Origin of the sequence: Acinetobacter nosocomialis, assembly GCF_041021905.1 — a bacterium.
Lineage (GTDB): Bacteria > Pseudomonadota > Gammaproteobacteria > Pseudomonadales > Moraxellaceae > Acinetobacter > Acinetobacter nosocomialis.
This window is the reverse complement of sequence record NZ_CP157432.1, coordinates 1,394,092-1,420,220: the sequence shown is the minus strand read 5'-3', so window position 1 is coordinate 1,420,220 and position 26,129 is coordinate 1,394,092. Positions and strand designations below refer to the sequence as shown.

General features: G+C 35.6%; 26 protein-coding genes. 14 read left to right on the top strand and 12 right to left on the bottom strand.

The window, feature by feature from the left end:
• Positions 1-72: 72 nt before the first annotated feature.
• From ABLC00_RS06510 to ABLC00_RS06500, 3 genes are all read left to right on the top strand, one after another.
• Positions 73-1,320: a serine hydrolase gene (locus ABLC00_RS06510; protein WP_033846139.1), complete on the top strand. Its 1,248-nt coding sequence runs from the start codon at positions 73-75 to the stop codon at positions 1,318-1,320.
• Between the two features lie 162 nt (positions 1,321-1,482).
• Positions 1,483-2,160 carry an HAD family hydrolase gene (locus ABLC00_RS06505; protein ID WP_033846140.1) on the top strand — a complete coding sequence of 226 codons (678 nt, stop codon included), beginning with the start codon at positions 1,483-1,485 and terminating at the stop codon, positions 2,158-2,160.
• 125 nt (positions 2,161-2,285) lie between these two features.
• Entirely contained in the window at positions 2,286-2,714 is a 429-nt protein-coding gene (locus ABLC00_RS06500; RefSeq protein WP_033846141.1) for a GNAT family N-acetyltransferase, read from the top strand.
• Between the two features lie 95 nt (positions 2,715-2,809).
• On the opposite strand, the gene ABLC00_RS06495 is transcribed toward ABLC00_RS06500, so the two are convergent.
• The 3 genes from ABLC00_RS06495 to ABLC00_RS06485 all read right to left on the bottom strand — a co-directional run bounded on the left by ABLC00_RS06495 (position 2,810) and on the right by ABLC00_RS06485 (position 4,827).
• Entirely contained in the window at positions 2,810-3,268 is a 459-nt protein-coding gene (locus ABLC00_RS06495) for a hypothetical protein (RefSeq protein ID WP_002054486.1), read from the bottom strand.
• Positions 3,269-3,519: 251 nt separating this feature from the next.
• Positions 3,520-3,714, bottom strand: a complete 195-nt coding sequence (locus tag ABLC00_RS06490; RefSeq protein ID WP_080775675.1) for a hypothetical protein — start codon at positions 3,712-3,714, stop codon at positions 3,520-3,522.
• 156 nt (positions 3,715-3,870) lie between these two features.
• Positions 3,871-4,827 (bottom strand): 3-hydroxyacyl-CoA dehydrogenase NAD-binding domain-containing protein, encoded by a 957-nt coding sequence (locus ABLC00_RS06485; protein WP_033846142.1) that lies wholly within the window; start codon positions 4,825-4,827, stop codon positions 3,871-3,873.
• Positions 4,828-5,071: 244 nt separating this feature from the next.
• Here ABLC00_RS06485 and ABLC00_RS06480 point away from each other — a divergent pair, with 244 nt between their 5' ends.
• The gene (locus ABLC00_RS06480; RefSeq protein WP_033854465.1) at positions 5,072-5,770 is read left to right on the top strand and encodes a DUF1826 domain-containing protein; all 699 of its coding nucleotides are present in this window, start codon (positions 5,072-5,074) and stop codon (positions 5,768-5,770) included.
• Here ABLC00_RS06480 and ABLC00_RS06475 read toward each other — a convergent pair.
• The gene (locus ABLC00_RS06475; protein WP_033846144.1) at positions 5,767-6,252 is read right to left on the bottom strand and encodes a hypothetical protein; all 486 of its coding nucleotides are present in this window, start codon (positions 6,250-6,252) and stop codon (positions 5,767-5,769) included. The genes ABLC00_RS06480 and ABLC00_RS06475 overlap by 4 nt on opposite strands.
• 224 nt (positions 6,253-6,476) lie before the next feature.
• Here ABLC00_RS06475 and ABLC00_RS06470 point away from each other — a divergent pair, with 224 nt between their 5' ends.
• Positions 6,477-7,505, top strand: a complete 1,029-nt coding sequence (locus ABLC00_RS06470) for a MerR family transcriptional regulator (RefSeq protein ID WP_033846146.1) — start codon at positions 6,477-6,479, stop codon at positions 7,503-7,505.
• Between the two features lie 77 nt (positions 7,506-7,582).
• Here the strand turns inward: ABLC00_RS06470 and ABLC00_RS06465 are convergent, their stop codons facing one another.
• The gene (locus tag ABLC00_RS06465) at positions 7,583-7,795 is read right to left on the bottom strand and encodes a cold-shock protein (RefSeq protein ID WP_002054492.1); all 213 of its coding nucleotides are present in this window, start codon (positions 7,793-7,795) and stop codon (positions 7,583-7,585) included.
• Between the two features lie 754 nt (positions 7,796-8,549).
• On the opposite strand from ABLC00_RS06465, the gene ABLC00_RS06460 reads away from it, so the two are divergent.
• On the top strand, positions 8,550-9,293 hold the full coding sequence (locus ABLC00_RS06460) for a type 1 glutamine amidotransferase (protein WP_033846147.1): 744 nt from the start codon (positions 8,550-8,552) through the stop codon (positions 9,291-9,293).
• A 204-nt stretch (positions 9,294-9,497) separates the two neighbouring features.
• Here the strand turns inward: ABLC00_RS06460 and metC are convergent, their stop codons facing one another.
• From metC to ABLC00_RS06445, 3 genes are all read right to left on the bottom strand, one after another.
• Complete coding sequence (metC, locus tag ABLC00_RS06455; protein ID WP_033854537.1) at positions 9,498-10,679, bottom strand: cystathionine beta-lyase; 1,182 nt, start codon at positions 10,677-10,679, stop codon at positions 9,498-9,500.
• A gap of 239 nt (positions 10,680-10,918) precedes the next feature.
• Positions 10,919-11,647 (bottom strand): AAA family ATPase, encoded by a 729-nt coding sequence (locus ABLC00_RS06450; protein WP_033846149.1) that lies wholly within the window; start codon positions 11,645-11,647, stop codon positions 10,919-10,921.
• Positions 11,648-11,688: 41 nt separating this feature from the next.
• On the bottom strand, positions 11,689-12,159 hold the full coding sequence (locus ABLC00_RS06445) for an Lrp/AsnC family transcriptional regulator (protein WP_002054496.1): 471 nt from the start codon (positions 12,157-12,159) through the stop codon (positions 11,689-11,691).
• Positions 12,160-12,397: 238 nt separating this feature from the next.
• On the opposite strand from ABLC00_RS06445, the gene ABLC00_RS06440 reads away from it, so the two are divergent.
• Positions 12,398-12,718 carry a pyrimidine/purine nucleoside phosphorylase gene (locus ABLC00_RS06440; RefSeq protein ID WP_004709670.1) on the top strand — a complete coding sequence of 107 codons (321 nt, stop codon included), beginning with the start codon at positions 12,398-12,400 and terminating at the stop codon, positions 12,716-12,718.
• A gap of 121 nt (positions 12,719-12,839) precedes the next feature.
• Here the strand turns inward: ABLC00_RS06440 and ABLC00_RS06435 are convergent, their stop codons facing one another.
• Positions 12,840-13,544, bottom strand: a complete 705-nt coding sequence (locus ABLC00_RS06435; RefSeq protein WP_033846150.1) for an SDR family oxidoreductase — start codon at positions 13,542-13,544, stop codon at positions 12,840-12,842.
• Positions 13,545-13,858: 314 nt separating this feature from the next.
• Here ABLC00_RS06435 and ABLC00_RS06430 point away from each other — a divergent pair, with 314 nt between their 5' ends.
• The 4 genes from ABLC00_RS06430 (at position 13,859) to ABLC00_RS06415 (ending at position 18,360) form a co-directional block, all read left to right on the top strand.
• Positions 13,859-14,677, top strand: coding sequence for an isocitrate lyase/phosphoenolpyruvate mutase family protein (locus ABLC00_RS06430; protein ID WP_033846151.1), 819 nt, complete (start codon positions 13,859-13,861; stop codon positions 14,675-14,677).
• Between the two features lie 47 nt (positions 14,678-14,724).
• Positions 14,725-15,309, top strand: a complete 585-nt coding sequence (locus tag ABLC00_RS06425) for a GNAT family N-acetyltransferase (RefSeq protein WP_033846152.1) — start codon at positions 14,725-14,727, stop codon at positions 15,307-15,309.
• A 159-nt stretch (positions 15,310-15,468) separates the two neighbouring features.
• Positions 15,469-17,634, top strand: a complete 2,166-nt coding sequence (locus tag ABLC00_RS06420) for a TonB-dependent siderophore receptor (RefSeq protein WP_033846153.1) — start codon at positions 15,469-15,471, stop codon at positions 17,632-17,634.
• Positions 17,635-17,682: 48 nt separating this feature from the next.
• Positions 17,683-18,360 (top strand): hypothetical protein, encoded by a 678-nt coding sequence (locus ABLC00_RS06415; RefSeq protein ID WP_033846154.1) that lies wholly within the window; start codon positions 17,683-17,685, stop codon positions 18,358-18,360.
• Between the two features lie 53 nt (positions 18,361-18,413).
• Here ABLC00_RS06415 and ABLC00_RS06410 read toward each other — a convergent pair whose 3' ends face one another.
• Complete coding sequence (locus tag ABLC00_RS06410; protein WP_004709675.1) at positions 18,414-18,884, bottom strand: spore coat U domain-containing protein; 471 nt, start codon at positions 18,882-18,884, stop codon at positions 18,414-18,416.
• 521 nt (positions 18,885-19,405) lie between these two features.
• Here ABLC00_RS06410 and ABLC00_RS06405 point away from each other — a divergent pair.
• Positions 19,406-19,843 (top strand): DUF2147 domain-containing protein, encoded by a 438-nt coding sequence (locus ABLC00_RS06405; RefSeq protein ID WP_032012109.1) that lies wholly within the window; start codon positions 19,406-19,408, stop codon positions 19,841-19,843.
• 92 nt (positions 19,844-19,935) lie between these two features.
• Here the strand turns inward: ABLC00_RS06405 and ABLC00_RS06400 are convergent, their stop codons facing one another.
• Together ABLC00_RS06400 and ABLC00_RS06395 are read right to left on the bottom strand one after the other, a co-directional pair.
• Positions 19,936-21,240 carry an MFS transporter gene (locus tag ABLC00_RS06400; protein WP_033846155.1) on the bottom strand — a complete coding sequence of 435 codons (1,305 nt, stop codon included), beginning with the start codon at positions 21,238-21,240 and terminating at the stop codon, positions 19,936-19,938.
• Positions 21,241-21,409: 169 nt separating this feature from the next.
• Positions 21,410-21,973 carry a TetR/AcrR family transcriptional regulator gene (locus ABLC00_RS06395; protein ID WP_205200730.1) on the bottom strand — a complete coding sequence of 188 codons (564 nt, stop codon included), beginning with the start codon at positions 21,971-21,973 and terminating at the stop codon, positions 21,410-21,412.
• 1,073 nt (positions 21,974-23,046) lie between these two features.
• Between ABLC00_RS06395 and ABLC00_RS06390 the strand changes: the two genes are divergently transcribed.
• Together ABLC00_RS06390 and ABLC00_RS06385 are read left to right on the top strand one after the other, a co-directional pair.
• Positions 23,047-24,444, top strand: coding sequence for a TolC family protein (locus ABLC00_RS06390; RefSeq protein ID WP_080775678.1), 1,398 nt, complete (start codon positions 23,047-23,049; stop codon positions 24,442-24,444).
• A complete protein-coding gene (locus ABLC00_RS06385; RefSeq protein ID WP_033846158.1) occupies positions 24,434-26,128 on the top strand; it encodes an efflux RND transporter periplasmic adaptor subunit in 1,695 nt (564 codons plus the stop codon). Before ABLC00_RS06390 ends, ABLC00_RS06385 begins: the two co-directional genes overlap by 11 nt.
• Position 26,129: the final 1 nt, after the last annotated feature.

Here is a 26,129-nt window from a genome sequence, read left to right as displayed (position 1 = left end):
TCAAAATGAACGTTTATTTTTAAAGACATTTATAAAAAATTATAGATGAGACCGAGTATAAGAGGACATTGAATGAAGAACTTTCTAACTAAGAAAATGTACGCGTCTAGAGCTTTATTTTTTGCTGTAGGCGTTATGGCTTTAAATGTGTCCCCTATTGTTGTTTCTACTGCTCATGCAGCAGCAGAACAAAAAATAGATACTTTATCTAGTAAGCTTTCATCGATTTTTGCAGATAAACCCATAGAAGCTTCTTTATTTAGCTCTCAATTTTTAGGACAAGTTTCCATAACACAAATTCAAAAAATCGTTGATGATTTAAAAGCCTCTTTAGGCACTCTTAAAAGTATTAATGTTTCTAATGGTTCAGGAACGATTGATTTTGAAAAAGGAGAATTACCTGTTTCAATTAGCTTAGATCAGCAAGGGCAAATTAGTACCCTTTGGTTTAGCGCACCTCATTTTAAGACAGTAAGCTTAGATGAAACAGTGAAAGGTTTACATGAAAATGCGGTGGGTAAAACTTCTCTTTTAGTTATTGTAGATAACAAACCTGTCGTCGTTGAAAATGATAAAACCCCTATGGCTGTAGGTTCGACTTTTAAGTTACTCGTTTTAAAAGCATATGAAGATGCTATAAAAAAAGGCGAATTAAAAAGAGAAACTATTGTTTCTTTAAAAGAAAAAAATCGCTCATTACCAACAGGAGTTTTACAAAACCTACCTGCTGGCACACCTGTAAATCTCGAGCTTCTCGCGCAGTTAATGATACAAATTAGCGATAACACAGCGACCGATAGCCTTATAGAGGTATTAAAAAAGCCTCGTATAGAAGCGTTGTCACCTAGAAACTCTCCTATGCTGACCACACGAGAACTATTTCAACTGATTGATTCGAGTAATGAACAGCTCAGAAATAAGTTTAAAACAGGTACAAAATCAGCTCGTTTAGAAGTGCTCTCTGAGCTAGATAAACTGCCATTACCAAGTGTGAGTAGCATTGGAAAATCGGCTACTTGGCAAGATGCTGAATTGTATATGTCAGCCAATGAGGTTTGTCCTCTTCTTGAAAGTGTTCAAAATGCCCCTGCTCTGAACAGTTCTTTAAATCCACTGTTTAAAAATTTAAATTGGCAAAAAATTGGTTTTAAAGGTGGTTCCGAATACGGCGTGATTAACTTTTCAGTGATTGGAAAAACTCAAAAAGGCCATAAAGTTTGTGCAGTATTTACCGCAAATGGAAATGAGCCACAACCTGAGTCAAAACTAGCAATATTATTTACAAGCTTACTTCAAGCAGTTGATTCTATAAATCCTTAACTATAAAGACCCATCATGACTAGAAGACTTTTAGTAACGCCTTATGATGGGTTGTTTTTGATTTGGAGTTATTCAGAAAAGAATCGTAAAAGTATTTTAATTAAACTGAACAATAGATAGAAATTCGCTATAAGTATTAATCTATTTCTTAAAGATTTTAAAATGAAAAAAGTACTTTTGTTTGACCTAGACCAAACCATTCTTAATCGCAATGAATCGCTTATAAAATTTCTAAATTGGCAAGTAAACTTCTTCAAATTAGTACCACAAGAATTAAAAGAGTCTTTTATTAAAAGCTTCATCAAGTTAGATAACAATGGAAGTGTTTGGAAAGATATTGTTTATGATCAATTAATTAAAGACTTTAATATCAAAGGATATGATACAAATGAATTGCTACAGTCTTATATTAATAATTTTAATAAATTCTCTACAGCTTTTGAAAATGCTCAAAAAACCATTCAAAACCTTCATGCTCAAGGATATACATTGGGCTTAGTATCAAACGGAAAAACACCGTTTCAAGAACATAATTTTTATGCTTTAGGAATAACAGATTATTTTTCAACTATCGTGATTTCTGAAGCCATAGGTTTAAGAAAACCTGACCCAGCAATTTATCTATATACTTGCACTCAATTGGGCTGTAACCCATCCGATTGCATTTTTATTGGAGACAATCCCAAAGCAGATATACAAGGCGCCAAAAAAGTGGGTATGCAAACAATATTTTTCCACCCAACTCTCACTCTTGAACACCCTCTTTCTGATGCAAGTATTCATCATTACGATGAACTTGAAGAAACAATTAAGAGATTAGTTACTAATCCCCTTTATTAAGCCAATCAATATTATAAAAAGCTTAATTTAAATGCTTTGATAAAGTATTTAGCCTATTTTGAGTTTTATAGCTATCATCGAAAAGCCAAACTTAAAAATTACAGATAGTACTTATAGGAAGAGTAATGGAAATTTCATTAAGACTTGCTAACACTGTTGATATCAAAGCTATAAACGAACGTTATGCCGAGGTTGATTTTGTACCATCACATGAAGATGAACTTATTGTACTAGCTTCTATTGGTGAGAAAATTGTTGGTCAAGGTAGAGTTGTCTCCATTGATTCGAACAGCGGTGAACTCGGTGGAATTTATGTTTTTCCTGGCAATGAAGGGTTAGGAATTGCTCGTAAAGTGGTCGATTTTCTAATTAAAAACTCGGAATTTTCCAAGCTTTACTGTTTACCCTTTGCTGAACTGGAAGGCTTTTACGGATCAATGGGTTTTAACCCTGTAAAAGATATGGTTCAGGTTCCCAAAGCTGTACTCAAAAAACATGAGTGGTGTAATAGTAATTACGACAAACCAGTTTTACTTTTACAAAGAAGTGAATGAGGTAATACCCATAAAAAAAACCGCCCCAGAAGGCGGTCGCTGAGTATAACCAGCAGGTATATAGAAGTATGGTGGACGAATACTTCTATATTCTTTTATGAAGGAGCTTTATTAGATTTCATAAAATCTTCAGATTTAAAATAATTAATGATCATATCTGCATGCTCTTCTTTTGGAGGAGCAACTGTCACAGGAAGTGATTCTTTAGACATTTTAAATCCGTGTGGGATTAACTGTGAAATTGGCGGGAATTTAGGTTTTCCTCCTTCTGTAACCCGCTCAATAAAACTGGCTAACCAGAGTAAATACTCTCCTTCATTTTCAAACTTTGGCATTACACTTACATCAACTTTAACCTTGCACTCACTAAGCGGTTTAGTTAATTGCTCATCAAAATCGATATAATTAAACTTAAGTTTGAATTCAGTTCCTTTAATGGCCTTACGAATCTGACTGATTAAACAATTCAGATTTTGTGTAAGGTCATTGGTGAATAAGTCATCTTTTTTAATATTCTTATAAACCTTTTCAGCCACGGCTAAATATTTTGGCATTTTTAACCTCCTCAATCTCAATTGTTATAAAGTTTTGATCTTAAAATGATTTATGGTTCTGATTATGGTGAAACAAATGTTAAGGAGTGAAATGTTATTATTGTTGAATGTAAGTAGTTAAAGCTTTCTGTAAGTTGCACCAAAAAAACACCGAAAAAAATTATGGTTTTGTTAAATCCTCCGCAATATTTTTTAAATTATTCTCTTCTTTTGAAACATTTATTTTCAATTAAAATTTACCATTTGGTAAATTAATACGATCTCATTTGCTGATCGCGTCTTACCAGTCCTAAAACTGCTCTGCGAATCCTAATTTCTTCTTCAGAAAATGGCAGATGTTGTTTCAACTCATCAATAGAAAGAGAATTATTTTCTATTAAAAAACAGTCTTGTTCGGTCGTCCATTGAGAAACTACCGATTCAGTTTGCTTGTAGTAACGTTTCATATGTCCTAGTAAATTGATGAGGCTAAAAAGCTTATAAATAGAACAAGCTTTTTAGTTTTCGAGCAGAAAGAAGAGTAAGAATACTACCGAAATACACAACAATATAAAAGCCAAACATCACAGTAAAGCATTGTTTGGCACCTGTTAAAAATTAGCTTAATCCAACTTTAATTGCTGTCTCAGCTTTAAAATATCGACCAGACCTTTATCTCTTTTTTGAGATAAGTCGATATGTTTATAGTGGCTTAAAAGCTCTTTTGTTTGTGCTTCTAGTATCTCTGTAGTCTCATCAGAATGCTGAAACGCCTGCATATCATTCCACCATTCGGTCATAGGTGGCCCTAAGTGATGAATTGCCTCTTTAAAACCCTTCTGGTTTGCAAGCTCCATATTTATATAAGGGCCAAATAATGCCCATCTCAGCCCTGGCCCACTGGTAATTGCGATATCAACATCTTCTGCTGAACACACACCTTCTTTCACCAGTGAAAATGCTTCTCGCCATAATGCTGCTTGCAAACGGTTTGCAACATGACCTTTTACTTCTTTATTTAAAATAATCGGATGCTTACCCAAACTTTGATAAAACTCGGAAGCTTTCTTTAAAATTTGCGGATCTGTTAATTTTCCACCGACTATTTCAACCAAAGGTAATAGATGAGGTGGGTTAAATGGATGACCTAAAAAAATACGCTCCGGATGAGTTGCCTCTTTTTGAAAATCAGAAACTTTTAGACCAGAAGAACTTGAGGCAATCAGCGTTTTTTCTGGACAATATGACGTGATGTCTTGATATAACTTTTGCTTTATGTCCAAACGTTCTGGTGCATTTTCTTGAATAAAATCGACATCGGTTACTGCATCTTTTAGGTTGTTATAAAGCTCTAGATTTGACAAAACGTCTTGTAAATGACGGCTAGGTTGCGTTTGTAAATCTAAATCGCTTAAATCTTTCAAATTTGCTTGTAGTCTTTTTTTAAATAACTGTTCATCTATTGGGTAAGGGTAAGGGTCATATACCTTTACTTTAAAGCCTTTATATAAAAATAAAGCTGTCCAGCTTGCACCAATGACACCGACACCAACCACACCAATTGTTTTAATTTCTTCCATATTTTCCTCGCGAACCTATTGCTTTTAAGACTTCCCTTTTTGACTTATCCAATTATAAAAATGTCGACTTCTCATCTTTTCTCAATTCATCAAAGCCATTTTATAATAGGTAAACTGAAACTAAAGATCATATATTTATTGTACTTTTCTTGCATTTCAAATGCTGAAATTGTGGTTGAGCATTACAGCTCTATAAGCGCTAAACGTGTATGATTAGCAGGTTTTTGACCGATTTAACTTTAATATGACCAATACACTTTCTGAGCACAAACAAGTTGAAGTGGTAACTACTTTTGCTGAACTTGTAAATACACAGTTTCAGGGGGATAAGAACGCTATTTGTTGGGCCAGAAATTTGGCAGGCGACTTTAAAGAAATTGTGGAAAAACTTCAGTTAAAAGAAAATATTACTGAAATTTCTATTGAAGACTTGTTAGCACTGCCGCTTTCAGAACAAGGTGATTTGGCTCGAGACATTATTTTAAAGGATATACAGCTCTTAACTAATATAGGTGCATCACCTGTACTGAACTTACTTAAATATTATGAGCGTGATGATGAGCTAGATTTTATTTCAACAGATGTCTATTCATTTCACGTTGATCGCTCCCCTATTGAAACCGATACGTTCTTATGTACTTATCACGGTGCAGCTAGCGATATTGTGCCTAATGATCAAGTTGAACAAAAAGTTTTAATTCCAGAAATTAGAGAAAAGCTTAGAGCTTTACACGACGGGTCAGAAGCCGAATTTGAAAGCTTTTTAGCAGAGTATTTCTTTGATTTACATTATCAGCCTAAACCCAATGCACAACCTATAAATTTAGGTACGGGACACTTGTGGCGTTTGGCGGTAGACCATCCCACTCAAAAGGTTTTACCGTGTGTGCATAGAGCACCCGTTGAAAATGACGGTGAATATCGGTTGCTGTTGATTTGTTAAGTATTACCACTTAACCACTGTAAAAGATATTTATTAGAATGCTTATATTTTAAAGCTGACAAAAAATCATTCAAGAAAGCTCGCAACATTTTTAATAAATCTGATTGACTGACATTTTCAACATAGCTAGGTGTCCAAGTTCCATCATGACTTTGCCCATAGCAAGTATAATTTCCTTGATTAAATTTAAATAAAATTTCTCTATTTATTCCCTGCTCATATAAATCAACTGAACAATCAGATCCTAAATTTATTTCTCTTATACAAGCAGGTAATTGCTCTAAAAAAACAACCAGATCAGTTTCGATAGCTACAGGCCAAAGCTCATTTGAAAAAGCCTGAATCTTAAACTGATTGAGTTTATTCTTAGAAAATTCAGCACAAATGTCAGCCAACACACTAATTTCATTGTCATATTCATCATCGTATTGTCGCAACTGTGTAATATCTAGTTCTGTTATTAGTTCTAATTGAATTAACATACCCTTTTATTCCTGAGTTACTTCAATACTGGATGAGAGCTTTCTTATATTATTCATCTTTTATAGTAGACGGAACTACTTTTATTGCGTTAATTATAGACCTACTCAACGTAGTAACTTACTCCAATCAAGCAAAAAATTAAAAATATTGAGCTAAAGTAGTTGACCCTCACGTAACGTAAGCCCCTAGCATAAAACACGCCTAAGGAAGAAGGAGCAAAAAGATGCTGTTAAAAGTTGGTGAATTGGCTAAGCAAACAGGACTTACTGTCCGTGCTCTTCATCACTATGACGATATCGGTTTACTTCAGCCTTCGGTCCGTTCCGATGCTGGTTATCGACTATATACCCGTAAAGACATTACCCGTTTGCATCAGATTCAAGCATTACGGGGACTGGGAATGTCGTTAGCCGAAATCCATACGGTTCTTGAAGACCCCAATCTTGCACTTCTACCAATTATTGATCAGCAGATTCAAGCAATAGATCAGAGATTGAACGAGCAAAAGAATTTGCGAAATCAACTCAGCAAATTGAAATCTCAAATTATAAGTGGTGAAGAGCTTGGATTGGAGGATTGGCTAAAAACACTGGAGCTTATAGCAATGTTTGAGAAATACTTTACAAAAGAAGAGCTTGAAAAACTTACTTTCTTACAAGCAGGTACTAAAAGTCATCAAGAGTGGCAAGAATTAACACTGGCAGCAAATGCACTATTTAATGCAGGTGAACCATTTAACAGTGAAGCAGCTCAAAATTTAGCACGAAAGTGGATGAAAACTCTTGAGTATAATACAAGGGCTAACCCAGAATGGCTTGTTAAATTAAATACCATAAATTCAGCCGAGCCTGAATTTCAGGAAAAATTAGGAGTAACACCCGAAGTTGTTGAGTTTTTACTTCAAGCGTTTTCTGAAAGTAAGCTGAGTATTTTTGCCTGTTATTTATCTGATGATGAGTTTAATTTTCTCAAAGAAAATTACATTCGTGAGATGAAAAAATGGCCTCAGTTATTGGTCGATATTGAAAAATTGATTGATGCCGAGGTCAAACCAGATAGTGAAGGCGCGCAGCGTTTAGCAAAACAATGGCTTGCTATGTTACAAGGCTATGCTGGCAATAACCCAAGTACTCAAGCAAAAATTCGTACTGCAATGCAAAATGAACCAAGCCTTGCTGACGGCACTTGGCTCAAACCAGTTACTCTACAATTTCTGGAAAAAGCCGTAGCAGCCTTAATGCGTAGTGCCTAGTTATAAGGAAAAGCTAAATCTTATTGACAAAAAAAAGCCCTCTTTAGAGGGCTTTTTTATTTATTCTACAGAAATAATTACTGTGGAATAATGTTAGTAGCGCTAGGGCCTTTTTGACCTTGCACAACATTAAAAGTCACACGTTGACCTTCATGTAAAGTTTTGAAGCCAGAAGATGCGATTTCTTTGAAGTGAGCAAAAACGTCTGGACCTGAATCTTGTTGAATGAAACCGAAACCTTTAGTTTCGTTGAACCACTTAACTGTACCAGTAGCTGTGTTGTTAGACATGATATACATCCTATTGAATTTTAAGAACTTAAAGTCATGAGACATGACGGGTTTAACTTGGAAAAAATAACGAATTGAGCTTAAGATCTTAAAAACGGAGGATTATGAATAAAGCTTCGATACTAAAAGAGGATTTACTAAACTAATAAGTCTTTTTTCTAGTTAAGCTAATTATACACTAAAAAATCACTTATACAAACATTTTATATGAATTATTTATTACGGTTATTCTAAATATTTGTTTACATCTGTACAAATAATTACACATTATTATCTAAACATATAACATTTTATTTGTTATAGAGACTTTTAAAAAATGATATTTATAATCATTTGAAAGTTTGATTTATATCTCCGGTATTTATTAATTACAATAACTTAGGCTATCTATCCACCCTCCTCTATAATATGCATTAATATTATTAATATTTAGATCTATTCCATATTTTTTCATTTCACAAATATAAGGCAACATAATTATCTTTTAAAAATCTATTAGAATAAATATAAATCACATTAAATTTAAAATAAAAAATTCTAGTCTTTAATATATTTTAACCAATTCTGTTAAAACTATGTTTAAAACATATAGGCTCCTGCCAAATTTATTTAATTTAAGCACTCTCTACTCTCACTGGACCATATAACTTTAAAAAACTGGATGTATTCATTAGGCCATAAGCTTCGTAACCTATAGATGGCTTATATCTAGCAATGAATCTATCACTACACTCTTTAAATTTTGAGGACTATTATGCGCCTACATTTTATTGTTCATGAAGATTTTGAAGCACCGGGTGCATATGAAATTTGGGGGCAAACTAATAACTTTGAAATGACATATTCAAGAGTGTATTTAAACGAACAATTACCCTCTACAGTTGAACATATTGATTTTCTTATTGTGATGGGTGGTCCACAAAGTCCTGATACGACAGTTGAAATGTGCCCTCATTTTAATTCGCTCGCAGAACAAGCTGTCATAAAGAAAGCTATAGAGGCGAATAAAGTTGTGTTAGGTATATGTTTGGGTTCACAACTCATTGGTGAAGCTTTGGGTGGACAATTTGAACATAGCCCTGAAAGAGAGATTGGTAAGTTTCCTATCATGCTGACTGAGTATGGTGTTAAAGATTCTCTATTTTCACACTTAGGAAAAATGACAGAAGTTGGCCACTGGCACAATGACATGCCTGGGTTAACAAGCAATGCCAAAATTATTGCTTTTAGTGCAGGTTGTCCGCGACAAATCGTGGAGTATTCGAAATTAGTCTATGGCTTACAGTGTCATATGGAGCTAACGCCTGAAGTCGTTGAACTACTCATTCAACACTCAGCAACCGAACTCGACCAAGCCCCTGCTTATAAATTTGTTAATACCCGTGAGGAATTGAGAAATCATGACTATCAAGAAATGAATCAAAACTTGTTTATTTTCCTAGATAAATTAAAAGATGAGTATTTAAAACTTAACTCAATCACAGCAAAGCCCTTTTAATAGGGCTTTCTTTCATAAAATTAGATGATCTATAAATTTTAAATTCCATTTTGCACCGACAGTAAACGAACATAATTTCACAGCAATAAAATCCCAAGTAATAGATGGTCGCTATACTGATAGCCAAGATCTAACAAAATGATAGCGTCTGTCACACATGAAGCAACTGACGTGCAGAAAGTTAGCTTTTAGGTTTTAAGACGGCTATATAACACTTTCAACACGCATTTGTTCTGCACACTGTAGGGCATATTGCAAATCTTTTTGTAAATCGACCACCGATTCCAGCCCAATATTTAAGCGCACTAAATAGCCATCTTTAGGTAAATTGGTATGTGTTCGATAAGCTTGCCCAACAGGTAAAATCAAACTTTCAAACCCTCCCCAAGACAAACCAATATGAAATAATTGCAACGAATCAAAGAATTTTTGCACATATGAAGGTTCAGATTCTTTTAAGTAAAAAGCAAATACTCCAGATGAACCATCAAAATCTCTCAACCACAAATCATGATAAGGACTTGTTTCTAAAGCAGGATGAAGCACTTCTTTAATAGCCGGATGTGTTGCTAGAAATCGGGCAATAGTTAAAGCACTATCTTGATGCTGCTTTAACCTTACCGCCAAACTTCGCAAGCCACGTGATGCCAAATAAATGTCGTCTGGGCTTGTGGTCTCACCAAACAAATGACCTGTTTTAGTGAGTTGTTGGTATGTTTCGGCATTTGCAGTAGCCACACCCATGAGTATGTCAGAATGGCCACCAATGTATTTGGTTACGGACTGAATAGAAATATCAGCACCGTGCTTTAATGGTTGAAAAAGTAATGGCGTTGCCCAAGAGTTATCGACTAATACTTTTGCGCCGTATTGATGACTAATTGTAGAAATCGCTGCAACATCACTCAATTCAAATGTCATTGAACCGGGTGACTCAATAAACACCGCAGTGGTACGATCATTAATTTTTTCGGTTAATGCTTCAAGATTGGTAGAGTCAAAATATTCAACACTTACCCCCATTCGAACCAATATATTGTCAGCGAAATTTCGTGTTGGACCATAGATATTATCGGCAATCAAGACATGACTATTTGCCTCTACACAAGCCATAAGTGCATGTGTACATGCCGACAACCCAGATGGAAATACTATACTACCCGCACCGCCTTCAAGCGCACTGATTGCACTTTCAAAAGATTTAGCTGTTGCGGCGCCGAAACGGCCATAATGTCGATATACCCCACCATTTCGCTTAAATTCTTCCCACTCACTAAAGCTATTTACAACAATAGTAGAACCACGAAAAACAGGTGTGTTGACTAGACCATCAAAGCGCTCGGGTGTTCGTCCTAAATTAATGACATCTGTACTGAATTGATTCACTTTTATATTCCGAGAAACATATCAACTTTATTACCAATTCATGATAGTGAGGTTTCAATGGATATAAATTTTAATTTTTCTACTTTTTATCTTAAAATTAGATTTATATTTCCTGTTTTTACTTAAAATTAGAATTTAAATCCGATATTTATTTCTTAGGGTAAAATATTATTTTATAACGCTCTATGCATTGGTCTACTTGTTGTTCGAACTAGCTCTTATGAAAGGTACTTCTCACACTATCCTTCATCTATGATTTGCTGGATACGCTTTTGGTAATTATTTAAAAAATCATGTGTCACACGGAAATGTTCCGTTTGTTCATACTGGATTTCACGAATCCCTGTGTCAGAAAATTGATAGATTTTAGCGTTAGGGTAAGCTAGTAAAATTGGGGAATGTGTTGCAATAATGAGTTGTGACTGGTTTTTGCATAATTCATGAATAGCCGACAAAGCTACAAATTGCATGGTAGGTGAAAGAGCAGCTTCAGGTTCATCTAATAAATAAAGCCCCTCACCTTGTAATTTATGAGTGAGCAACTTTAAAAAACTTTCACCATGTGAACAAGCATGGATATTGCCACCATAACTTTTTACATAGTTCAATTCATTCATATATGTGCCAATATTGTAATAACTCTCAGCTCTTAAAAAATAATAGTCTTTCGGCTTTTTAAAGCTTTTAATCATTCTTAAATGCTGAAATAAATTTGATGAACTACTGGCTGAATTAAGCCGCACGTTTAGAGTGCCGCCTTCTTCGGAAAAGCCAAGTGCCAAAGCGATGGCTTCCATAATAGTCGACTTACCAGAACCATTTTCGCCAACAAAAAAAGTAACGTCTGGATGGAAGGTTAATTGTTCAATATCATTAACGGCTGGTATCGAAAATGGATAAATTGACCAGTCTGCCTGCATATTTGCTTTAATTTGTACCGAACGTAAATAAGGTTTAGCTTGTAGCATTTTGTCTGGTCCTTAATTTTTAATAGTATCTTCAGTTTTTATTAGAAAAAATTTAAAGGAAGTTCTGTCGTATATTTAATTTGCTCCATGGCAAAACTCGAACTCACATCAGCCAAACCTTTAATTTCAATTAATTTTTTATAAACTTTATCGTATTCAGCAACATCCGACACGGCGACTTTAAGTAAATAATCTGTTTCACCTGCCATTCTATACACTTCAATCACTTCATCTATGTTATAGATATGAGAGTGGAATTTCTCAATCCACTCAATATTGTGTTGTGCAGTTTTAATAAACACCATCACAATCACATTAATGTTGAGTTTTTTACGATCTAGCAAAGCGACTTTTGCACGAATAATACCTTCTTCTTCCATCTTATGTATTCTGCGCCAGCAAGCCGTATTGCTTAACCCCACTTTTTCAGCAATATCACCTATTGCCAATGTGCAGTCCTTCTGTAGAAGATCTAATATTACACGGTCATATTTATCTAAATTTAACTTCATACCTTCAAGCTTCTCTGCACAATGTATTTGCAATAAATCAAATCAATAAACAACATATTAAATTATTATTCTAATTTTAATAAAAAGATATTTGCCCTACATTTTAAACAATCACCTCATATTCGAAATGCATTTATTTCTAGTGTCCATCGAACAATCTATTTTTAAAGCTTGAAAGTTGAGATGAGCTTTTATTATTATCTTGTACATATTCGGTACAATAAAAGAGACAAGAAAAATGCCAAATCAATTTGATGCTGTTTCTATAACAAAAAAAGCGAATGTTCATTACGAGGGACACTCCATTAGTCATGTTATTGAACTTGAAGATGGTACAAAAAAGACTTTAGGGGTGATTCTTCCAACAGAAAAAGCTTTAACTTTTAAAACCCACGTTTCGGAACGCATTGAGATCATTTCGGGTAAATGCAGTGTTCAAATTGGCGATGATCCGGAGACTAAAATCTATTCAAGTGGTGAATCTTTTAAGGTTCCAGAAAATAGTAAATTTAAAATTATTACAGATGAAGTGATTGATTACGTCTGCCATTTAGAATGAATCAACATTACAAAGTTATAGCTTTCATAGGATGTGGTTTTCCTGTGAATGTTCCTATCTTTTTCAAAAATTAGACAAGATGAAGTTTAAGTTTTCAGTACCTAAGCATTGTTACGATTATCTATAAGCTTCCACCACCATCAACATTGAGAACTTGGCCGGTAATAAAACCTGCATGATCTGACAGTAAAAAAGCGACTGCATGTGCAACATCTTGTGGAGTACCTATTCTTCCCAAAGGAATACTTTCTAATATTACTTTTTCAGCCTCACTTCCAACGGGTCTAGTTTTTCTAAAAAGTTCCGTTTCAATTGGTCCTGGTGCGATACAATTTACCGTTATTCCAAACTCAGCCAACTCAAGTGCCCAAGTTTTTGTACAACCGACCAATGCACTTTTTGCTGCCGAGTATGCTGTCCGTTGTTTTGCCCCGTAAATTGCCCTACTGCCAATATTAATAATTCGCCCAAAACGCTGTTCTTTTAGTTGCGCAACAAAATGCTGAGTCACTTGTATCGCAGCTCTTACATTTAAGTTCCAAACCTCCTCCAAGGCAAGAAAGGAAATCTGGCCTAAAGATTGGGGCAAACTAATTCCTGAGTTATTTACGATTCCATGTATGACATGAGATTTAGCAATTAATGCTAAGGTTTCTTCAGTCTGTTCTATATTGGATAAATCACAACTAAAAAGCTGTCCGGGAAAGTCTATATGGTCGATATTTCTGGCAATACCAATCACGTGATGCCCCTGCAAGGACAGTTCGTCGCTAATTGCTTTTCCAATACCTTTCGTAGCGCCTGTAACTAAATAAGTGTTTTTCATAGCGGATCCTTATTAGACATAAAATAGTTTCTGGTTCGTTCTCCCCTGTTAACTACAAAAATAATAAAACGCTCACTATGATTTTTTATGACGATAAACAGATTTATATAAATTTAAGAAAACTATAATCAATATCTCCAAAATGGACATGACTTTATTTTGATTTTCTTATTTGAAATTAAGAAGTGGTTGTATTTGTATACGTTAAAAAGTTGTTATAGTCATTCGACTTGAATTGGTCTTTCAATCTCTGAATTTAAAGGCAAAATTGAGTGGCTAAGTTTAAGTAAATACATTAAAAAGAGTACGAAATAATGAAAAATTCAGTCGATGAGAAAAGAAGAATTTTCCGCGATCTCCATAAAGACGGATGCTTTATTTTACCCAACCCTTGGGATGCAGGCAGTGCAAAAATACTCGAACAACTCGGCTATAAAGCACTTGCCACCACAAGCTCAGGTTATGCATGGTCTTGCGGAAAGGCCGATGGTCAACTCGACCGAGATGAAACCTTGGCACATCTCCGTTATATGGTTCAGTCCACTAACCTGCCTATCAATGCTGATTTTGAAAGTGGCTTTTCAGATACAACTCAAGGCGTCATTGAAAATGTTCTAATGGCAATTGATACAGGTATAGCGGGTATTTCTATTGAGGATTCAACTGGAAATATGGAGAAACCACTACGAGATATCTCCGATGCAATTGAAAGAATACGAGCAGCTCGCGTAGCGATCGATCAAAGTGGAACTAACGTGATGCTTATTGGCCGTGCTGAAAACTTCTTTGTGGGTGTACCTGATTTAGAAGACACCATTAACAGATTAAAAGCATATTCAGAAGCTGGTGCTGACTGCCTGTATGCGCCTGGTATTAAAACTCGTGAACAAATCATCGCTGTGGTGAATGCCGTTTCACCAAAACCAGTAAATGTTTTAATTGGTTGGGATAGTGATTTAACGGCAGCAGAACTTGCAGACTTGGGTGTAAGACGTATTAGTCTTGGTGGTGCATTAGCACGTTCAGCTTGGGATGGTTTTATTAAAACAGCAAGTGCGATTGCCGAGTCAGCCAATTTCCATTCGCTCAAGACTTCGGTTTCAAGTGGCGATCTTAATAGTCGATTTAAATAAGATTTGGATAGACCTTTTTTTAGTATCTTTTAGCTAGGACCTCTGTTATGCCTTTAAATATAACGCTTTCAAGCCATCATATACGACTGCGCCTATTCACTATTGAAGATTCAAGAGACTTAGTTACTGCTGCTTCAGATGGAGAACTATGGAACCTCCCTTTCACTGTAGTCCCTTCAGCAGAAACAATAGATGACTATATTCAGCATGCGCTAGAAGGTTACCAAGCGGGTACGGTTCTACCTTTTGTAGTCGAAGATATTGCTACAGGAAAAGTTATTGGGTCTACCAGACTTTGGAAAATAGATAGAAAAAATTTAAAATTAGAAATTGGAAGTACTTGGTACTCAAAATCGTGGCAGCGAACATACGCAAATACAGAGGCAAAATATTTGCTGCTTCAATATGCCTTTGAAGAGCTAAATTGCGTTAGAGTTCAGTTCACAACAGATGTACTTAATGAAAAATCCCAGAATGCGATTTTAAGACTCGGTGCCCAGAAAGAAGGTGTGGTAAGAAATGAGCGAATCATGCCTGACGGCAGGAAAAGGAATTCAGTCAGATTCAGTATTATCGATGAAGAGTGGCCGATCATAAAAGATAATCTAATTAAAAAGTTAAATTATTATTAATTTTTCCCACCCCTTTATTCACTCCAAACCATTGCAAATGAGTCTCATTTATATATACTTTACTCACTTTTTTTGAGTCTAGTCGGCACTCTTGTTTGTTCGCTTGAATAGTCGCTCTTTTTTAGCCTTTCACGATTTTTATATCACTTAGGTATACTTATGTTTGCTTTCTCCCCGCGTAAAAATTTAATTACTGTTGAAATTTTAAAACATAGTAGCCCCTTACTCTTATCCCTCATTCCCATGATGTCTTGGGCAGAAACAAGCGCGATTCAACCGGCACAACTAGAAACGATTAAGGTTCAGGCTGAAGCAGACTCAAGTTATATCGCAACACAAACGGCGTCGACGCTAAGAGGCAAACAAAAAAATCTAGAAAGCCCGCAAACTGTAAACGTTGTATCTAAGCAATACATGAAAGATTATTTACCTGCGAACTTGGACAATGCACTGACCCAAGTCAGCGGCATTACGCAGGGTAATACTTTAGGCGGTACACAAGACACCGTAATGAAACGCGGCTTTGGTGATAACCGTGATGGTTCAATTACCGTAAATGGTATGCCAATTGTGCAAGGCCGTACCATGAATGCGGCCGTTGAACAAGTTGAAGTCTTAAAAGGTCCATCTTCATTGCTCTATGGCATTATGGATCCGGGTGGTGTGGTCAATGTCATTACAAAGAAACCTGAGACGACTCAGAAAACTGAACTTTCCGTTTACGGCTCAAGCTTTGCTGCGGGCAAAAATGGTTTAGGTGCAAGCATAGATACTACAGGTGCAATTGGTGACAGTAACTTTGCTTATCGCTTTATTGCCGATCATTCTGACGCGGACTATTGGCGTAATTTTGGTAATCTCAAACAGACTTTAATTGCTCCGTCTGTAGCATGGGATAATGGTCAAACTAAAGTGAACCTGAGTTATCAATATCGTCACTTTGATGTACCTTTTGACCGCTCTACCGTTTTTGACCTGAAAACCAATAAAGCCCTACCGATCTCTAAATACCAACGTCTAGATGAAGCGTTTAACCAAATGAAAGGTGAAGATCATTTGGCGCAATTGTTGGTAGATCACCAAATTAATGATAACTGGTCAGCTCACTTCGGCTATACCTACAACTACGAAACCTATGATGCCAACCAGTTACGTGTACTTTCATTAGATACTGCTAATCACACGGTGACACGCCGTACCGATGCGACTTTAAATGCACAAAGCGTAGATAGTAATGCTCAAGCCTATATCAATGGTTCAACCAATCTGTTTGGTTTAAAGCATGATATTCAATTCGGTTCAGACATCGAATACCGTAAGTATTTCCGTCCAGATATGGTTCGTGGCAATACCTCAACTTTAGATTATTTAAATCCAAGTTTTGGAACTGTTGAGCCATCTCAAAACGTTGTTGCATCAGATAGTGATCAAACCGATAAACTGCATACCTATGGTTTTTATGTACAAGATGCAATTCACCTAAATGAAAAATGGATTGCAGTGCTTGGTGGACGTTATCTGAACTACCAGCAAACTGCTGGCCGTGGCAGACCGTTTAAAGAAAACACCAACACCAATGATGATGCTTGGCTTCCACATGCAGGTTTAGTTTATAAATGGAATGACCAGCTTTCATTCTATGGTAGTTATACCGAGTCACTTAAGCCGAATTCTACAATTGCTCCATTAGGTGATGCGGTTATTAACTCTGATGTACAACCGGAACAAGCCAAGTCTTATGAAGTGGGTGCAAAATATGAGCTAAATGACCGTATTAAAGCCAACTTTGCACTCTACGACATTAAAAAACGTAATGTTTTAGTAGCAATCACTAAACCTGGTCAAGAAACGGAATTACGTACTACCGGAGCAGTTCGTTCTAAAGGTGCTGAACTCGACCTGACAGGACGTGTGACCGATCAGCTTGATGCGACCCTTACCTATGCCTATACAGATGCTAAAGTCACTAAGGATGAAACTGGCCTTGAAGGCAATCGCTTAAATAATGTAGCGAAAAATACTGCATCTTTGGCACTAGCGTATAACTATGGCGAACTTTACAACGGTAATTTACGTTTTGGTATAAGCGGTAATTATGTTGGCAAACGAGCTGGAGACGTAAAAAACACCTTTGACCTGCCTGACTATACCCTTGCCAATGCTTTTGTCAGTTATGACACGACCATTGCCAAGCAAGCAGTTACGTTCCAATTTAATTTAAATAATATCTTTGACAAAACTTACTACACAGCCAGTGTAAATAATTTGGCCGTGTCTCAAGGTGATTCTCGCCAAGCGGTATTACGTGCAACCTTTAAATTTTAAAACATGGGATTAGAGCAGTGCCTAAATCGCTGCTCTTTTGAAATCAATATGAAAAAGCTTCTTTCTATCGTAGTGTTGATTGGCACATTGTTTAGCTCTGCTGTTTATGCTCAAACGCGAATTGCCTTGATCTCTCAAGTTAAAGGTGCCTCGGCGAGTACAGATATTGCCATTCAAAAATACTTGCAAAGCAAGGGCTATGAAGTTGAGGTGTTAGATCAATCTGTTTCACCAAATAGTTTAAAGAACACAGATTTAGTCATTATCTCTTCTACTGTTGCTTCTAAAAACCTTCAATCTGGTTGGCGTCAACTTCCCCTTCCAATCATGACATGGGAAAACGACTACCTTGATGATTTGGCCATGACTGGTAAACGTATTAATACCGATTTTGGCGAAGTCGAGAAAGAACGTTATTTGTGGCTAGTCAATGCACCGCATCCCCTCTCTGCACAGCTTCCTGCGGGAACTCGCAATGTATATAAGGCTCAAGCGCCTATGAGTTGGGGTAAGCCCGGTTTAGGTGCCACCATTATTGCAACGATTTATGGTCAACCTGAAAAAGTAGCCATTTGGGGATATGAGAAAGGTGCAACAATGGATTATGAATCTTTAGCGCCTGCAAAGCGTCTTATGTTCTTCCTTAACAATGACACCTTTACCAATCTATCTGACGATGGTTTAAAGCTGTTTGATGCCTCAATTCAATGGCTTACCCATAAATAAAACCATTTATGATGCAGCTCTCAAGGTTTTTATAACACTTTGGCGAGCTGCAATTAATAGACGACATTTACGCGCACCCAATCCTCATACTTTGTAGCCTGAACATTGGTACTTGATGTAATTACCCCATGTATAGGAATATTTTCTTTCATTCCCGTTGCAACACCTGAGTGTATTTTACTTCCTGCCCCGCCCCAAATTTGAGTATGACCAGCATCCTGATACAGGACATATGCCACAGAAGCTGTGCTTGCAGCAGACTTAAGCTCAAAGTTATTGTCTGAGGTGACGGCGACTTGATACGGTGTATTTTTGCTGCATTGGACAGAGACATCGGTTCTTGTGGCTGAAACTGGCTGCGCACGTACAACTGTACCAAAATCTAGATTTCCTTGGGTTGAAACTTCGCAAGTGTCTACAATGGTTAAACTCACTTTTAATGAGGTAGATGCATTTCCAGCATGTGCGCTATTTATTATCAGCATTCCCATTAGGGAAAATAAGGCGTACTTAATGACTTTCATTTCTTCTCCTTATCTTTTTTTGTTCTATTTTCTACTCATCTTTATATTGTCATTTTTCTGTTTTACTAAAGAAACAGTTTCAGGGTCTTTTAGTTATAAAACTTAATATTGCCTACTGTCAATCGATAATAATCACATGATTTTCATATTAATCTTATAATTTGTGATGAATTAAACGTAATTTATTTAGTTTAAAAAGTAGTTAATATTTTTTATTTTCATCCACTATAAATTAATTTCTTTTGGCGCTTTTTCTAATTATTTTTAAAAACCGATTGTCTGATCTGAGCTGCATATTGTTTACTTAATACCCAATGAAAGACTGCCTAAAAACCCAATAATTCTGACTATTTTAGCCATTACATAAAAAATTGATAAAAATAATATAATAGAAAATATTTTATAAAACTTAATATTGTTTGTACTTATAGATTTAACACTTATAGAACTGTAATGTTAAATTTAAAATGCATCTCTAAAGCCTTTAAAACCATCCACTTTTAATTCGAGAATTCATTGATATGAAAAAATATTTATTATTAATTTTACTTAGCTTTTATTCGATTCATTCCTTTGCTTCGGACAAACTCAATGGCACTGTTTGGAAAACCATTGATGATGAAACCCATCAGCCTAGAGCTTTGGTAAAGTTTAGCGAAGACAAAAACGGTCTTCTCACTGCAAATATTGAAAAAATCCTTGTTACAAGTGAAGCCAATAAATGTACGATGTGTGAAGGTACTTATAAAAACAAATCTTTAATTGGTTTAACCATTGTCAAAAATTTAAAAAATGTTGGTCAAAACAAATATGACAAAGGGTCTATTCTTGACCCACAGTCAGACACAACCTATCGCTTTAGCGTAACTGTATCACCAGATGGCGAAAAACTTACTGCGCGTGGCTATATTGGTATTTCTGCAATTGGTCGAAACCAAACATGGTACCGAGTTAAATAATTCATGAAGTGGCTTTTGACCAACGCCCTGTAGCTACTCACCGATCATAAATACGGTCTATATGTGATGTAAAAATTATGTAGTAGACAGTGTTATGATCGGTATTTAGCCTGAATGATCAGTGTGATAATCACAAGTAACGAAGGGATTGCAGCAATCACAAACAAATGGGTAATAACCAGAAATTGAGAAAGATACCCGCCAAATAACGGCCCAATAACCGAACCCAAACGGGCAATTCCAATACTCCAACCCACCCCTGTAGTACGAAGTGAAACTGGGTAATAACTGGCAGAAAGAGCATTAATGGCAGGTTGTCCACCAACAATGGCAAAGCCAGCAATAAAAATAATAATAAACAATAAAACGATATGACTAACAGCATAGCCAATTAAAGCAACACTAATCACTGCGACCAAAAAAACAGGAATTAATACTTTATAAAATCCAGTCTTATCAATTTTAAGGCCCATCACAACACTACCAATCGTACCGCCTAATTGTAGGGTGGATCCGATCATTAATGCCTGATTCAATGAAAGTCCTGACTCTTTGGCCAAAGTCGGTAGCCAGTTCGACAGGAAATAAAGGCTGATCATATTTAAAATACTGATGATCCAGATGGAATAGGTAAAAAAGGCACGCTTATTTTTAAACAACTCTAGCGGCGACTTTTTAACCTCAACTTCAGTGTTATTAATGATTTTTATTTCTGAATTAAACGTTAGTGCGGGATAAAACTTCTTTAACCAAAATAAAATTTTAGGGTTGTTTTTGTTGTCTTCACTCAAAAAATATAAAGACTCTGGCATTTTAAAGAATGTAATAAAGAAAATAATTAAAGGGATAATTCCGCCAAAATAGAAAATCGACTGCCAACCGCCCCAAGGAACCAATAAGGCTGATATACCGCCCCCTAGCATTGCCCCAACCGTATAGCCACACGATATGACCATCATGGTAAAAATACGAGATTTATATGGAACTATTTCGGAGCTATAAGCCATCACATTTGGCATGATACCGCCTAAAAAAACTCCTGTAATAAAGCGAATTACGGTCAATTGCTCGATATTGCCTACATGTGGTGTTAACAACATTAATATCGAAAACATAAAGGTCGAGATGAGCAGTATAGGACGGCGGCCAAACCGATCAGAAAGTGAACTTAATAAAAATGATCCGACAAATAAGCCAAATAAGCTTGCGCTAAACACAACGCCGAGCATGGTTTTTTGAACGCCCCAGTCTTCTATAATCATTGGAGCGGCGTAAGCCATGGACTGAATGTCATAACCATCCATAATCATCAGCAATAAACAGGTGACCAAAATAAATTTTTGATAACGCCCAACTTTCTGCTGATTGATCAAATCACTTAATGCAACTTCTTTCATGGTATTCCTTTCTCCATGACGCGCTTTAAATTAATTCCATTTTTACGATATACATAATCAATTTACGATTAGCGTAAATAAAATAACACACCTCATCTCACGGCGTCTATGGTCTGCTCATCTCATAACAATCAAGCAAACCATATTCCCCTTTATTTAAATAACTCGTTTACTTCAAACAAATAGGTTTAAAAAAGCAGTCCATCGCCATATCCCTGTTTTCCACACTATCTGTACTTAAAAACTCAAACATTAAGCCATCTATTAAGTTTAAAACCATGTCGGCATCGGGTTTTAACACACTCATTTCTAAGCTAAAAATCAGTTCAAAAATTTCACGGGTCAGCCATTTTCTATACTCAACTGCCATACGGTAAGCCTGCGGGTAAACCACTTTAATTTCAAAAAAAGCCTTAAGTAATAAGTGGTACAGGCTGTTAGAGTTAACATGTAAGACCACGATTTCTTTGAGCTTATCAATGGGTGTGCGGTAATGGCTTGAGTAAATAATGGCGAGTACTTCTTCTTTGAGTAAACTTTTCTGAAAGGCGATACACATTTCAATCAGCCCTTCTTTTGAGCGAAAATAGTTATATAGCGTAGCTTTTGGAACGTCACACTCTTTAGAAATCAGGTCTACTCCTGCTGTATGAAATCCATAAGTGGTAAATAGACCAATAGCCGTTCGAATAATGTGTAGTTTTTTGGAAGAGATTTCTAAATAATTTGGCATAGTTTTACCGTTATAAATTCTTGTTGTTTCTAAACGAGATACTTTTTTGGGAGAAAAAAGGCACAGCAAAGCCATAAAGACTGTGCTTGGCACATCTCAAGTTTTGTTGTTGCTAAGTTTTAAATAAAAATGACTTACGGCCTGAAAACCTTAGGGCGTTCAAGCTGCTTTAATTTTTAAGCTGTGTCGTTATAGCTTTTGGCATGGAGAGCCAAGAAATAATGGATGTGCAAAGCCAACTCCTTTTTATTGGGAGTTCTGCCAGACATTAAAATTATGGTGGCAGAACGAAAGGGGGTTCGCGGACTGGCCTTAAGATTCCAGCACACCCAAAGGTGTCCCCCTCCCGTTCCGCCGCAGAGGGGGCACGAGGGTGTACACACTAAAAGTATAAAACCTTTAATGCTCTTAAGGGGCGGTCCGCGACGACCGACTGGCAATGTGGCCAGCAGGCAAAGGATAGTGTCCTAGCTTCTTGCAGTCAAGCACACAAAATGACATTTGCTTTAAAATAACGCATTAAAAAGTAAGGATAAATAATGAGTGAATTATTGTTAAATTGGAGTTTATAAAGTGTGTCTTATCTACATTACAACCTCTACGCTATAAATAGTACTTTGAAATAAAGTGTAAAACCCTTCTTGCTCATGCTACCAATTTACTTAAAAAGTTTTATAAGCAATATAATTTAAAGTTTTTGTTTAAAAATTAGGTCTCACAATTTTCCTATTAATAGATTTCTAATTTTTGTTAAATCTAATTTGTTATCTTTTGATCTATTTCAGACTAAAAATTATGTGATTTATATTATTTAAAAATCAAAATTTATTAATTTAAATTAAAAATCTTAAATTTTAAAATGTTAACCAATCAACATTTCAAGATAAAAACAGGACTTATCATTTCATTTAAAATTCAATTTTAATATAAGAACAATGACCCAGTTTATTAAAACTTAAATAGTTTTTTAATTGCTAAATTTTCCTTTTTAATTTAATTATTTCAATACCAAGATAATCCAAAATAATTTTAATAAAACAATTTTCAATTCCTCTACCAAGTTTATTATTTTTATGAGAAAATTACAAAAACATACAATTTTTTACATGATGAACAAATTGGCTTCTTTATTTTTACGAAACACATTTGCTGGGGCATTCTCTCTTTTAGCAATAAATTCTGCTCAAGCAGATGATTTATATACATTATTTAATAAAGCAAAGTTATATTCTCCACATCTACCATTGGCCTATACACAAAGTGAAATTGCTAAACAAAAAACAAACCAAGCACTTGCAAGTAAAGATCCAAAAATCAATTTTACAGCTCAAGAGAAAAAGGGATTTAATAAACAACCAGCCCACGAAGAAACTGATTATCGTTCAAGAAATTATGCAGTTCAGTTTTCAATTCCCGTTTATAACAAATCTCAAGATGAAGCAATTAAAACAAATAAAATTGGAGAGAAAATTGCTTTAGAGCAACTACAAGCAAACTACAATGAACTCTTACAAAATATTGTGGAGCAGTATTTTAAAATTTTAAATCTCAACTCTAAACTTAATCTTATTCAACAACAGCAAATTTTAGTTCTTGAACAAAAGAAAATGGCAACTGCAAATTTTAATCAGGGAATGGTATCTATTACTGATTTAAGAGAAGCAGAAGCAAAGCTATCTACCCTGCAAAGTCAAGAAAATAGTATGCGTTTTGAAATTGCGAAAGAAAAAAGTATATTAGCCGAGTTTATAGGAACTGATACCATCAGTTTTGTTGAAAATAAAACATCTTTAGAAAAACTCCCTCCTCTATCATATACCGATCAGGCACACTACAATCAGTTACTACTAGAGAAGAATAATCAAATTAAATTGTCAGAACTCAATCTAGATGTAGCTAAAGGTGAGATTAAACAATCTGAAGCAGAAAGATATCCTGTTTTAAATTTTTCTGCGAAATTAACTAGAAATCTGGATTCACAAGATTCTGCGTTTACCAGTAAACAAAATGGCCTAGATTACTTATATGGCTTTGAATTAAATATTCCAATGTACAACACCGAAACGTCTTATAAAATTAAGGAGAAAAGAGCAAGTTTAGAAAAAAGTAGATATGAGCTACAACTCTCAACTCAAAAACAAAAAGCACAGATGCTCGATGCCTTTTACAGCACTTTATCTGCAATTAATAAAGCAAATGGTATGAAAGATGCCGAAGATTCATCTCAAAAAGCATGGATTGCCAATAAGCGTGCCTATGAAGTAGGAATGCGAGTAAATGCTGAGGTCTTGGAAGCACAAGCAAAATATTTTGAAAACAAACAAGAACGTTTAAGTGCGTGGTATGAGGCTTGGCAAAACTATATCAAACTGAAAATTACGACAGGTATTTTAACTGAACAGCAAATCATTGATATAGACCATATTTTTTATTCAACCTCTTCCCAATTAAGTTCTCGTTATGACAGATAATAATTTACAAAATTTACCAGATGCTATTCAGCACTGGTTACTTAACCTTAAACGTCTGAATATTAATGTATTGGCTGTTTGTTATGAAAATTTAACAGATTTTGGTAGCCATGCTTTTGAAGACTCTCAGATTAATGAATTATGGAATGTAATCAAACAACAGTTAACACTAGATAAACCTGTTGCTATTCAAAAAAGTGAACAAGGTTATCTTATTGGCTATTTACTGATAAATTCTAGCTCATCCTCGTATCTTGGGTTATCCATCACACCACCTATTCATGAAACGACACTGGAACTTATACGAACCAGCATGGGGTGGTTGTTTTACGAGCAACAAAGTCAAAAGCTTCAACATGCGATTCAAGCAGAACAACTTCTTGAAATTTTTGCACATGTCATTAATCAAACACAGTTCCAAATTGCGGCACAAGAATGGGTCAATCAAACCACAACTCAAATTCGTAAACAGTTTGCGCAATATCAGGATATTCAATTAAATTATTTCTTAGTTAAAGATACTCATAAAGTGAAATGGGTTGTCTCCTCTGAACTGTCATGGACAGAAAAAGGAGCAGCAGAAATGCAAAAACTCAATGAAATCGCATTACAAGCATTATTTTTACAGCATGACCTCAAAGAATATCAGTGGTTCGCCTATCCTATTTTTCATCATGGAAAAATTCAGGCTATTTTAGTGGCGAAAGACCGTGATTTTGAGCAATATGAAGTACATAATGCGTTAAGCTTATACTTAAAAAGCAATATCGATTTAATTCATCCGCTTTTACAACATTGGTATCAATCCGAACAAAATCTACTTCAACATAGCTTCAAGTCTGGAAAAAATATATTAAAAAAATACAGTGCTGAAGGTCACTATGCTTGGAAAATTATTACGGGCCTTATTGTTGTATTCCTACTGTGTATTACTTTAATACCGGTTGATAAGTTAGTCACTGCTAACCTAAATGTTGAAGGGAAAACTCGCTGGATTATTTCAGCACCAACTCAAGGTTTTATACAAACAGTCTTTGTCCGACCTGGAGATAAGGTTAAAAAAGATCAAGCCTTAATCCAACTCGATAATACTGATCTAAAAATACAAATTGCTGAACAGCAAAGTTTACTTGATCAGGCACAACATCAGTTCCGTGTGGCTATGGCAGATCAGAACCTGACAGATAGCGGTTTAGCGGCCAATCAGATTAGGCAACAAGAGGCAAAAATCCAGACTATTCAAAGAAAGATTAATCAAACTAAAGTGACTGCGCCAATTACTGGAACCATTATTGACGGTGACTGGGCTCAACAAATTGGAACACCTGTTGAAGATGGTAAAGAATTATTCCAAATCGCATCACAGGATGCCTATAAAGTCATTTTACATGTTGCAGATAAAGACATTCACTTCATTCAAAAAAACCAGAACGGCGTTTTAAAGCTAACAGGCTTACCAGATCAAACTTTTCCAATTCGTATCACCCGTATTACTCCGGTTGCTTCGGTTCAAAACAATGTAAATGGCTTTAAAGTTGAGGCTGCATGGATAGGTTCTCCGCCTGCCCTAACCCCTGGTATGCAAGGTGTTGGGAAAATTACAGTGGGTAAAACCAATCTACTCTTTCGCTGGTCACGAGATTTCATTAACTGGATGAAATTAAAGATCTGGTCAAATTGGTAAA